This is a genomic window from Synechococcus sp. R6-5 (genome assembly GCF_047461775.1).
Classification (GTDB): Bacteria; Cyanobacteriota; Cyanobacteriia; order Thermostichales; family Thermostichaceae; genus Thermostichus.
The window spans coordinates 1-11,045 of sequence record NZ_JANSHV010000234.1 but is presented as its reverse complement, the minus strand read 5'-3'; the positions used below and the strand labels follow the sequence as shown (position 1 = coordinate 11,045).

General features: G+C 60.1%; 12 protein-coding genes. 4 read left to right on the top strand and 8 right to left on the bottom strand.

The window, feature by feature from the left end:
- The first annotated feature begins 88 nt into the window (after positions 1-88).
- A complete protein-coding gene (locus tag NW818_RS11830; RefSeq protein ID WP_414352137.1) occupies positions 89-538 on the top strand; it encodes a tetratricopeptide repeat protein in 450 nt (149 codons plus the stop codon).
- 60 nt (positions 539-598) lie between these two features.
- Here NW818_RS11830 and lipB read toward each other — a convergent pair whose 3' ends face one another.
- Together lipB and trxA are read right to left on the bottom strand one after the other, a co-directional pair.
- On the bottom strand, positions 599-1,393 hold the full coding sequence (lipB, locus tag NW818_RS11825; protein ID WP_414352147.1) for a lipoyl(octanoyl) transferase LipB: 795 nt from the start codon (positions 1,391-1,393) through the stop codon (positions 599-601).
- Between the two features lie 76 nt (positions 1,394-1,469).
- Entirely contained in the window at positions 1,470-1,802 is a 333-nt protein-coding gene (gene trxA / locus NW818_RS11820) for a thioredoxin (RefSeq protein ID WP_414330952.1), read from the bottom strand.
- Positions 1,803-2,038: 236 nt separating this feature from the next.
- Here trxA and NW818_RS11815 point away from each other — a divergent pair, with 236 nt between their 5' ends.
- Positions 2,039-3,298, top strand: a complete 1,260-nt coding sequence (locus NW818_RS11815) for a hypothetical protein (protein ID WP_414352138.1) — start codon at positions 2,039-2,041, stop codon at positions 3,296-3,298.
- On the opposite strand, the gene NW818_RS11810 is transcribed toward NW818_RS11815, so the two are convergent.
- The 4 genes from NW818_RS11810 to NW818_RS11795 all read right to left on the bottom strand — a co-directional run bounded on the left by NW818_RS11810 (position 3,276) and on the right by NW818_RS11795 (position 7,040).
- Entirely contained in the window at positions 3,276-5,090 is a 1,815-nt protein-coding gene (locus NW818_RS11810; protein WP_414330945.1) for a SulP family inorganic anion transporter, read from the bottom strand. The genes NW818_RS11815 and NW818_RS11810 overlap by 23 nt on opposite strands.
- Positions 5,087-5,668, bottom strand: coding sequence for a rhodanese-like domain-containing protein (locus NW818_RS11805; protein WP_414424663.1), 582 nt, complete (start codon positions 5,666-5,668; stop codon positions 5,087-5,089). The genes NW818_RS11810 and NW818_RS11805 overlap by 4 nt, the downstream gene beginning before the upstream one ends.
- Before the next feature lie 56 nt (positions 5,669-5,724).
- Complete coding sequence (locus tag NW818_RS11800; protein WP_414424662.1) at positions 5,725-6,192, bottom strand: DUF29 domain-containing protein; 468 nt, start codon at positions 6,190-6,192, stop codon at positions 5,725-5,727.
- A 131-nt stretch (positions 6,193-6,323) separates the two neighbouring features.
- Positions 6,324-7,040: an MBL fold metallo-hydrolase gene (locus NW818_RS11795; RefSeq protein ID WP_414424661.1), complete on the bottom strand. Its 717-nt coding sequence runs from the start codon at positions 7,038-7,040 to the stop codon at positions 6,324-6,326.
- 129 nt (positions 7,041-7,169) lie between these two features.
- Between NW818_RS11795 and NW818_RS11790 the strand changes: the two genes are divergently transcribed.
- On the top strand, positions 7,170-7,550 hold the full coding sequence (locus NW818_RS11790; protein WP_414424660.1) for an ArsR/SmtB family transcription factor: 381 nt from the start codon (positions 7,170-7,172) through the stop codon (positions 7,548-7,550).
- A 49-nt stretch (positions 7,551-7,599) separates the two neighbouring features.
- Here NW818_RS11790 and NW818_RS11785 read toward each other — a convergent pair whose 3' ends face one another.
- On the bottom strand, positions 7,600-8,547 hold the full coding sequence (locus NW818_RS11785; protein WP_414424659.1) for a UDP-glucuronic acid decarboxylase family protein: 948 nt from the start codon (positions 8,545-8,547) through the stop codon (positions 7,600-7,602).
- A gap of 24 nt (positions 8,548-8,571) precedes the next feature.
- Entirely contained in the window at positions 8,572-9,978 is a 1,407-nt protein-coding gene (locus tag NW818_RS11780) for a UDP-glucose dehydrogenase family protein (protein ID WP_414424658.1), read from the bottom strand.
- 135 nt (positions 9,979-10,113) lie between these two features.
- On the opposite strand from NW818_RS11780, the gene NW818_RS11775 reads away from it, so the two are divergent.
- Positions 10,114-11,019, top strand: coding sequence for a cation diffusion facilitator family transporter (locus NW818_RS11775; RefSeq protein WP_414424657.1), 906 nt, complete (start codon positions 10,114-10,116; stop codon positions 11,017-11,019).
- Positions 11,020-11,045 lie beyond the last annotated feature (26 nt).

Sequence of the window (11,045 nt, the reverse complement as noted above, 5' to 3'; positions counted from 1 at the left end):
GAGAGTTCAGCGTGAATGTATCAGGACGTCATTAGCGGTGCGGAGCACAATCAAGTGTCGATGGGGAAGGATAGCTCTGATAGGTTTCTTGGCAGCATTCCTCGCTCCTGCCCCTGCCATCTCTTTGCCTGCCTTCCCACCTCCTCCTGAGAAGACCTCGGCCCCAAACACCGCTTCCGAGTTCAACTGGCAGGGATCCCTCAAGTTGCTGCGCGGGGATCCCGTGGCTGCCCTGTCGGATCTGGATCGGGCGGTGCAGTTGGATCCCACCTATGCGCCGGCCTATGTGAACCGCAGCTACGTCTACAACCAGTTGCGCCAGCCCCAAGAGGCGTTGGCCGATGCGGAGCGGGCCATCCAGTTGGATCCGCGAATTCCAGAAGCCTACTTCAGCCGCGGCGTGGCCCACCTGCAACTGGGGGATCGAGAAGCCGCCATGGCCGACTTTCGCCAGGCGTTGGCTCTCTTCTCCAAGAGTGGCAACTTTGCCAACCAGGCCATCCTGCAGCAACTGCTGCGCCAGTTGGGGGTGGAGTAGCCGCCCTTGGATTAAACCTAGGGCCACCTCGAAGTTGGGTAACCTGTCTGGTCTTTCCCCTCACTTGCGCTTAGGCGTCTGAGCGGTTGATTCTCCCAGCAACTTGTCAGAAAGCCGAGGCTCTCCCAACCACTCGGCCAGGGAAACTGCCTGAGCCTGCAGCCCAAAGACCTGACAGAACGACTCCACCAGCACCGGAGCTACGGCAGCCATCGTTACCTCCGGACAAAAGTGCACCAGGGATCCCACCGGGCGATCAGGGATCCCACAGGGCACAATCGCCTCAAAGGCCGACAGATCGGGGCAGACATTCAAGGCAAAGCCATGGTAGGTCACCCAGCGGGAAACCTTGATGCCGATGGCCGCCACTTTGCGCCCCTCCACCCAAACCCCTGTGAGGCCAGGGATCCGCTCCCCCCGCAGGCCAAAGTGGGCCACAGTTTCAATAAGCACCTGCTCCAGTTGGCGCAGGTACCAGTGGAGATCCAGACGGTGGCGCCTGAGGTTGAGGATCGCATAACCAACCCACTGGCCTGGCCCGTGGTAAGTGACTTCGCCGCCGCGCTCTACCCGCAGGATTTCTGGCCCTTGTCCAGAGAGGAATTCTGGGCGGGCAGCTGGGGATCCTATCTGTCCAGCCAAGCTCTTGAGGAACTTGGGATCCGCCCCTGCCCCCAGGGTGTAGACCGGCGGGTGGGTGAGCAGTAGGAGCCCATCTGGCAGCTGCGGATTGCAGATCAGGCGAGCCACCCTGGCTTGCTGCCAAGCCCAAGCGGTGCGATAGGGCACCTCTCCCGCCAGGTGAACCTCCAGAGGCGGAGATCCCAAAGAGCGCTCAAACACCTGCGAGGACATCTCAAAGACGGTTTTGCTGGAGAGCTCGCTGTGCCACCAGAAGATGACCAAAAGACCCCATCCCAGCAACGTCCACCTAGCCTACCGGCAGGTTGACCTGCGCCCGCAACCGCTCCAACAAGGCGCGAGGCTGCAACAGCCCCTCGATACGGTCAACCGGCTTCCCGTCTTTGAACAGGATGAGGGTTGGCACGGCGTAGATACCCCAGCGGGCAGCAATATTGGGGTACTTTTCTGTGTCAATCTTTACGAAAGAGATGGCGTCACCCACCTGCGGCTTCACCTGCTCCAGCACCTGGGCCATCACCTGACAGGGACCACACCAAGTGGCGTAAAAATCCACCAGGATGGGGGTTTTGGATCCCTGAATCATGTCGTCAAAGCTTTTGAATTGCTGTTTGTGCGCCATAGGAAACTCCAAGGGTGTTCTGAAAAGCCTGAGATGAAATCTATTTGTAAGCTAACTGTTTGAGATTAAAAATTGGTGTGGAGATCTCGCCGCAGCCTGCTTCGGTTTCCCGGTAGGATGGCTAGGGTTCAGGAGAAGAGCTAGAGCGTACCCGTAGTCTAGGGTGTTGTGGTGGACAAAGGGGCAGACTTTAGCAGGGCTTAAGCACTTGTCTTTTTTTGAGGAGTGGGATCCCAATGGCAACAAGTAGCAGCATGGTGAATCGTGGCGTGTTGGCTGCAGTGCTGGCTGGGGTAGGACTCAGCCTATGGGGGGCTTGGCGTTGGCTTTGGGATCCCTCGGCTTGGAGCCAGGTGGTGGCCGGGCTGCTGCTCAGCTTGGGAACGTTGCTGTACTGGCTGAAAACCCGCCCCGCTGACCAGCTGGTGGTGGAACCCAAGGGCTGGGGCATAGGCCGCAACACCTTGGAGCACTGGGTCATTCAAGCGGAGTTTGTGGCTCGCAACCTCAACCCCCTCTTTGAGGTCACCTTGGCCCAGGTGCAGCCGCGACTGCATTTGCTCAGCGCTGGCTCCCCAGAAGGCATTGACACCCGCCTACGCCTGCGCTCTCGCCATCCGGATCTTCCCCCCCGGCAAGACAACTACTGGCAGGCTTACATCCTCACCCCCCAGAGCCAGACTGGCCTAGAAGTCGAGATCGAGCTGAAGGGGAAAGGGCTAGCGGATCTGCGCTCTGCCTGGCTGGAGTTGGACTACATCCAGTACGGGCGGCAGCGGCGCACCCTCAAGACCAGCCATCTCATCCTGCCGTTGCAGGAGGTGGAGCCCTTGCCAGAGCTGAACTGGCAGAAGCAGGGATCCCTCCTTTGGGCCGCCGTTCCCACCCATCTGCTGACCCCCAGCGATGACTTGGCCGAGGTGCTACGGCGGTATGTAGGCCCTCACATCCAGCCCGGCGATATGGTGGCCATCTCGGAAAGCGCCGTGGCTATTGTCCAGGGCAACTTCCGCCATCCCCTGCAGGTGCAGCCCGGCTGGCTGGCCCGCACCCTGTGCTACTTCTTCCCCTCCAAGACCAGTCTTTCAAGCTGCTACGGGATGCAGACTTTGATCGACTGCTCCGGGGCCTGGCGGGTGGTGTGGGCTTTTGTGGTGGGATCCCTGGCCAAACTGCTGGGGATCTCTGGGGTGTTTTATGCCCTGGCGGGAGATCAGGCCGACCTCATCGACGACGTTACTGGCACTTTGCCTCCCTATGACCAGTTCATCGTGCTGGGGCCGCGGGATCCGGCCAAGTTGGTGGGGGATCTGCATCGGCAGACGGGCTACGAAGTGGCCATCGTGGATGCCAACGATCTGGGGCAGGTCAAGATCCTGGCAGCCAGCCCCGGCGTAGAGCGGGAGCTGGTGGAGCAAGCCCTGGGCAAGAACCCCGCCGGCAATGCCGCTGAACAAACCCCCCTTGTGCTGATCAGGAAGATGACACCTGACTGAGGCTCTGCTGGGATCCGAGGGCTTGCATCGCCTGGTGAGTGGAGAGGAAGAAGCGCTCAGCGCCCACTTTCTCCACAAACCCAGCCTTTTGGAGGCGATCCATTACCGGCCCCTTCACCTCGGCCATGGCAAAGCCCACCCCTGCCTGCTGCAAACGTTCCACCAACTGGGTCAGCACTTCCAAAGCGCTGCCGTCGATGAAGTTGATGGCGCTGGCAACGAGCAGCACCTGCTCCACTGTGGGTCGCGCCGCCACCTCTCGCAGCAGATACTCCTGCAAGTAGGCTGCGTTGGCAAAAAACAGGCTCTCGTCCACCCGCACTGCCAAGATACGGGGATCGGTAATCACCTCATGGCGCTGCACGTTGCGGTAGTGCTCCGTACCGGGCACCTGACCCACGATGGCAATGTGAGGACGGCTAGCCCGCCAAAGAAAGAGCAGGATGGAGACTAACACCCCTATTCCGATCCCCTGCTCCACTCCGATCCCCAGCACACTGGCAAAGGTTACCAACCAAACCAGGGCATCGCCACGGTCGTAGCGCCAGCTTTGCAGCAGGGGGTGAAAATCCACCAGGGCCAGCACCGCCACCAGAACAATGGCCGCCAGGGTGGTCTGGGGCAAGAAGGTGAACAGGGGCATCAGCCAGATGACCGTCAAAGCCACCAACAGGCCGGTGATTAGGGAGGCCAGGCCACTGTTGGCGCCTGCTTGAAAGTTCACCACCGACCGGCTGATGCCTCCCGTTACCGGATAGCCGCCACTGCAGGCTGCTGCCAAGTTGGCTGCCCCCAAAGCCACCAGATCTTGGTTGGGATCCACCTTCTGCCGCCGCTGGCTGGCCAAGGACTGCCCCACAGCATAGCTTTCCGTGAAGCCCACCAAGCTGATGGCCAAGGCGGTGGGCAGAAGCGCTGTCCACTGTCCCCAGCTCAACGAGGGAAAGCCCAAGGGGGGCAACCCGGAAGGAATGGAGCCAACAACGGATACCCCTGCCCTCTCCGAGAGGTTTAGGCCCCAGACCAACAGGCTGGTCACGAGCACAGCCGCTAGCGGTGCCCCCTTGGTCAAAATCAAGGCCCAACCTGGAGGCACACCCCAACGCCGCAGTTGGTGGGGCAACTTTCGCTGAGCGTACACCAGCAGGGATACGGCCAGCAGCCCTAGGCCAAAGGTTGCCCAGTTCACCTTGTCCAGGCTTTGCCACAGCCGCTGCACCAACAGCAAGAAGGACTCCGTGTTGGCGATCTTGACCCCCAGGAGGTGGCGGAGCTGGCTGAAGCCGATGATCAAGGCCGCCGCGCTGCCAAAGGCAGTCACCACCGTGTGGCTTAAGAAATTGGCCAAAAACCCCAGCCGCAACAACCCCATCGCCCCTTGAATCAAACCCACTTCCAAGGCCAGGCCTAAAGCCAACTGCCCGTACTCTGGGCTGCCCGGCAAGGACTCCGTCCCGCTGACGCGACCGGCCAGGGGCTCTAACCCTGCCGCCACCAAGAGGGAGATGATGGCCACTGGCCCTACCGCCAAGGCGCGGCTGGATCCCAGTAGTCCATAGACGATCACCGGCAAAATACTGGCGTACAGGCCCACTTGGGGGGGCAACCCGGCCAACAGGGCATAGGCCATGCTCTGGGGCACCAACAGAATGGCCACCACAAGGCCGGCGATCAGATCTCCCGGCAAATCTGATCGTTGATAGTGGAAGACCCAAAGGGACTCCTTAGCAAAGGGCAGGTACCGCGCCAGGATCCCTTGCCCCGAAGAGGAAGCAGAAGGGATCCCACTCATAGCGCCTGACCTCGGTTCCAGGGCATGCGAGCCAAGAGCAGAGCCATGCCACAGGTGTTGGTTACACCCGCAAACACCAGCCCAGCGCCCACAAAGCCACTCAGCAGCAGCCACCAGGGGTTGACAAAGGCCCCCAGAAGGGTTCCGGTGAGCACCAGGGATCCCGCCGCAATCTGCACCTGCCGCATGATGGAGATGGGCGCATTTTGGGTGCGGGTAACGGGCAGCTTGGCCGCTTTCCAAGCCTCGATCCCGCCCTTGAGGCTAATCACCTCCGGCCAGCCGCGGTCTAGCAACTGACAACCGGCGCGGATGGAGCGGCTGCCCATGCGGCACTGCAACACCACTGGCTTTTCTGGCGTAGAGGCGGGCACTTTGGCGGGATCAAAAGTGGAGAGGGGCAGGTTGATAGCCCCCGGGATCCGCTCATCGGCATATTCTCCCGGCTCCCGCACATCAATGAGCTGGACTCGCCCCTGATCCAGCCACTGTTTTAAGGTCAGGGCATCGATCTCCTTGAGACGGGGATCCCGTTCTTGCGAAGCGGAAGGGATAGGGTTTTGTTGGGTTACGGTCATGGTTGTCTCCTTGCTTTTGGCGTTGTCTAAAATGCAAAATGCAGCGATTTTTGGGATTAATCTTCCTCCTCAAGCCAATGACTGGGCTCACCGGGGTAAAACCGGCTATCCAGGATTTGCTCTGAGGAATAAGGGCAGGTTTTGGGGAAAATCTTTCTGGGCAGCTTGGTCTCCTCCAGGGCCAGCTTCAGCGCCCCCAAGTAAGACTTGGAGATGGCCTCTGGCAAATAGGGCTTGAGACTTGGGCTTTCTTCAAGAAGCTCCAGAACTTCCTGCCGCTGCAGCTGGAGGGTGAGGAGCCAGCTTGCGGATCTCCCCTCTGGCTGGTACTCCCACTTGAGGAGATGCCCAACCAAAACTGCAAGTCGGTTTCGCAGTTCCTGCCGCTGTTGCCTGCCCAACGATTCAATCTCCTCGACTAAATTGGGCAGATCCAGCTTCTCCCAGGCCCGATCCCGCAGAAATTGAGCTTGTTGCTGGATCCAAGCGTAGAAATCGCTCTCATAGAGACTTTCTCGATCCACGCTCAAACTCTCCATTTCTGGCAAGCCAATTGAGAGAAGGTTACCCAGAGCAGCGGGCCCTCACCATCGGAGTTTCACATGGGCTCCCCAGCCGGCGGGGGCTTACCCTGCACCTCGCTGCCCAGAAGGAATTAAACCGCTGCTGCCACTTGGCCGCACTGCTCGTTGGCCGGCACCGCTTCCTGGATCTTCTTGGGCTGGGGCAGGTTGAGGCTGTTCATCAGGGCAATGAAGCTCTCACGGGAACGCAGGTTGCCCGTTTCCGGATCCACAAAGCGCGGGTTCCAGCGCTTCTCCTCGCCAATGGTGGAGACGGTGTGCCCGCGATAGTCGTGGCCAGGATAGACCAGCGTCTCATCGGGCAGCGTAAACAAGTGCTGGGTAACATGGTCGTACATCAGGCCGGGATCCCCACTTTGGAAGTCGGTGCGCCCACAGCCGCGGATCAGCAGGGCATCTCCGGTCAGGACGCGATCCCCATTGACGCGGTAGGTCATGTGGCTGTCGGTGTGGCCCAAGGTGGCAATGGCTTCAATGGGGATGGATCCCACTTGCAGCGTTTCCCCATGACCGATGAAACGATCTGCACATTGAGCCTTGGCCTGTACTGGCACCACCCCTTGGCAACCGGTCAGTTCCCGCAGCTTCCCGGTTCCCGTGATGTGATCCGCGTGAACGTGGGTTTCCAGGCAGTACTTCAAGGTTAGACCCAATTCCCGAATCAACTTCAAATCCCGCTCCACCTGCTCCAGTACCGGATCCACCAGGGCGGCCTCGCGAGTTGCCGGATCCGCGATTAAATAGGTGTAGGTGCTTGTTTCTGCGTCGAACAGTTGGCGAAATAGCATAGTGCCCTCCTGTCTGGTATCGAAAGCCCGACGTGAACTTGGACTTTCTAGGAACACTATATAACTATCTAGTGTTAAAATCAAGTTGCATGGACGGCGCAAGCAGGTTTGTTGATTGGGGAAAAGCCGGTGAGCAGAGCGGATGTGAATGAGTGTCGCACGATCCTGACGCCGCAGGTTCTCGACAGCGTGGCGGAGTACTTCAAGGTTTTGGCGGAACCCAGCCGCCTGCAGATCCTGTGTCAGTTGCGCTCGGGGCCCAAGAACGTCACCCAAATCTTGGAAGCTACGGGTATGGGCCAGGCCAATGTTTCCAAGCACCTCAAGATCCTGACCCAGGCAGGGATCGTCAGCCGTCAGCCCAAGGGGGTGAGTGTTTATTACCAAATTGCGGATCCCATGTGCTTTGAGCTGTGCGAAGTGGTATGTCGGCAGTTGGTGAGTCGGCTACAACAGCAAGCCCGCCAACTGGAGCCGCTGGCAGCCATTCACCCAGGTCAATCGAGCTGAGGCGAAAATGGTTCTCAAACGGGTTGGGGTTGTCGGGAGCACCTGATGATTAGTCCAGCCCCAGCCGCTGACGAAAGTAAGGGATGGTCTGTTGCAGCCCAACCTGCAAAGGGATCCGAGGTTCCCACCCCAAGAGGGCACGGGCTTTGCGAATGTCGGGCCGCCGCTGCTTGGGATCATCTGTTGGCAGGGGCCGGTAAACAACAGGAGAAGGGCTGCCCGTGAGCGCAAGGATCTGCCGGGCCAGCTCCAGGATGGTGAACTCCTCGGGGTTGCCCAAGTTAAAGGGGCCAGGGTAGGGGCTGTTCATCAGCCGGATCAAGCCCTCTACCAAGTCGGAGATGTAGCAAAAGCTGCGGGTCTGGGATCCATCCCCATAGACCGTCAGGGGATCCCCGCGCAGGGCCTGGACGATAAAGTTGCTCACCACGCGGCCATCGTCCTCCCGCATGGCGGGGCCGTAGGTGTTGAAGATGCGGGCCACCCGGATCTCCGTCTGGTATTGCCGCTGCCAGTCGAAGGTGAGGGTTTCCGCCAAGCGCTTGGATTCGTCGTAGCAGGCCCGCGGGCCGATGGGGTTGACGTGGCCCCAGTAGTCTTCCGGTTGGGGATGCACTTGGGGATCCCCGTACACTTCTGAAGTCGAGGCCAGCAGGAACCTCGCTCCCGTTTTCTGGGCCAGTTGCAGCAGGTGGTAGGTGCCCCAGAGGCTGGTGCGGATGGTGCGGATGGGATCCGCTTGGTAGTGGGGGGGAGAAGCGGGGCAGGCCAGGTGGTAGATCTGCTGGATCCCGGCCTCTGCCAAAGCGGGCGGCAGGGGCTCGGCAACGTCGTGCCAAATGAACTGAAAGGCTGGGTTGTCCAGATGGGCCTGGACATTGAGCTGCCGGCCCGTGTAGCCGTTATCCAGACAAATGACCCAGTGGCCTTCTTGCAGAAGGCGGGTTACCAAGTGGGATCCGATAAATCCCAGGCCACCCGTAACCAGGATCTTCATGATTTCCCCTGATTTCCCCAGCACCTACCAGCCCACTCCAATGAGGGTTATGCCCGCCTGCCGCACCGCCTCCCGATCCAGACAGTTACGGCCATCGATGAGCAAGGGCCGCCGCATCAGCTCTGCAATCCGTCGGTAATCCAGCGACAAAAACTCCGGCCACTCCGTCACCAACACCAGGGCATCGCAGTCCTGGGCCAGCCGGAACACATCCGTTTCCACCACCACATGGGCCAACCCCTCCCGCATCCCCGAGGCGGATACAATTGGATCATATGCCTTGACCTTGGCCCCCAGACGGTGGAGTTGTTCGATCAAAGTCAGGGAAGGGGCATCCCGCAGGTCGTCGGTGTGGGGTTTAAACGTCAGACCCAGTAGGCCAATGGTTTTTCCCTTGAGCACCTTGAGGGCCTGCTGCAGCTTTTCCACCAAACGTTGCCGCTGTTCTCGGTTGACCTCCACCGTGGCCCGCAACAGCTTGGCCTCATAGCCGTAGTCAGCAGCGGTTTGGATAAGAGCCGCCAGATCTTTGGGGAAGCAGCTTCCGCCCCACCCTATGCCAGCGTTGAGAAAGGCGCGGCCAATGCGCCTATCTAGGCCAATCCCTTCCGCCACCTGGGTGATGTCGGCGCCGGTGCGCTCGCAGATGTTGGCCATTTCGTTGATGAAGCTAATCTTGGTGGCCAGGAAGGCGTTGGCGGCATACTTGATCATTTCGGCAGAAGCCAGGTCGGTCACCAGCAAAGGCACGGGATCCCCTTGCAGGCCCTGCTGGCGGTTGAGGATGGGTTCATACAGCTGCCGCATGATTTCAATGGCGCGGGGGCTGTTGGAGCCAATCACAATCCGATCCGGGTAGAAGGTATCTTGGATGGCACTGCCCTCCCGTAGGAACTCGGGGTTGCTCACCACGTCAAACTGCGGCGTCCAAGGCGAGAGCTCCAAGGTCAGGGATCTGGCCTCTGGATCTCTCCCCACTTCTCGGCTGCTCAGCCGCTGCTTGGCGGCTTCGGCGGCCCCGTCCAAAATGAGCATGCGCACCCAGTCCCCAGAGCCAATGGGCACAGTGGATTTGTTGACAATGACTCGATAGTGCTCGTCCAGATGCTGGCCAATTTCCCGCGCCACTGCTTCCACGTAGCGCAGATCGGGATCCCCGCTGGGCAGGGCCGGGGTGCCCACGGCAATAAACACCACCTCGCTGGCCCGGATCCCAGAGCCCAGATCGGTGCTAAAGTGCAGCCGACCCGCCGCAGTTCCCTCCCGCACCAGCTCTTCCAGGCCGGGCTCGTAGATGGGCAGGCGACCCCGCTGCAGCCCTTCAATCTTGGCGGGGTTGTTGTCCACACAGATAACGCTATTCCCCAGGTGAGCCAGGCAAGCCCCTGTTACCAGGCCCACATAGCCAGCGCCTACCACAGCAACGTGCATACTCAGAGTTCGCTCCCCAATCGGCGGCCACTTGACTAAGCCTTAGCAGCTTGCTTTTAGGGTACCCTCCCTTACCCCTATTGAGGTCGGTGGCAGAATAAAGCAGGATATCTGTGGATCCCCGCTCGAGCTGCAGTGAGCTTTCTGGATTCTGCTGCCATAGCCAGCCGCCGCCAGCGCCAAGTGCAGAGGGTGCTGTACGTCACGCTAGGGCTAAATGTCCTGGTGTTTCTGATCAAGTTAATCCTGGGGCTGACGACGGGATCCCTGAGCCTCATTGCCGATGCCCTGCACAGCTCCACCGACAGCGCCAGCAACATTTTGGGCTTGGTGGCCATGCGCTTTTCTTCGCCAGAGCCCGATGACGACCATCCCTACGGCCATCGCAAGTTTGAAGCCATTGGAGCGCTGGGGATCGCCGCCTTTTTGGGGATGGCCAGCCTGGAGATCCTGCGCACAGCCGTGGAGCGGTTTTGGGAGCCCCAGCCCCACCTGCAGATCGATGAGCTGACCTTGGGGATGATGGTGGGCGTGCTGGGCATTAATGTCTTTATCACCCTCTACGAGCACCGCTGGGGCAAAGCTCTGTCCAGCCCGCTGCTGTTGGCCGATGCGCGCCATACCCTCAGCGACGTTGGGGTAACGCTGACGGTGTTGCTGGGGTTGGCCGGCATGCATTATTGGGGGATCCCTTGGCTGGACCAAGCCCTGGCTTTGCCGGTGGCGCTGCTGGTGCTCCGAAGCGGCTGGGAAGTGCTGCAGGAGAATCTTCCCTACCTCACCGACCGGGTGGCGATCCCCTCTGAGGCCCTGCGGGATCTGATCCTGAGCGTGCCAGGCGTGCTCGACTGCCATGACATCACTTCCCGCGGCATCCCCGGGGAGATAGTCTTTATCGAGATGCACCTGGTGGTGGAGCCACAGGACATTGAGTCCGCCCACCACCTTACCGAGGAAGTTGAACGCCTCTTGCAGGAGCGCTACGGGCCAGCGCGGATCCTCATCCACCTGGAGCCCCGCTCCCATATCGAGCAACCCTAGCAGGAGCATGACTCTAGTCAATAATA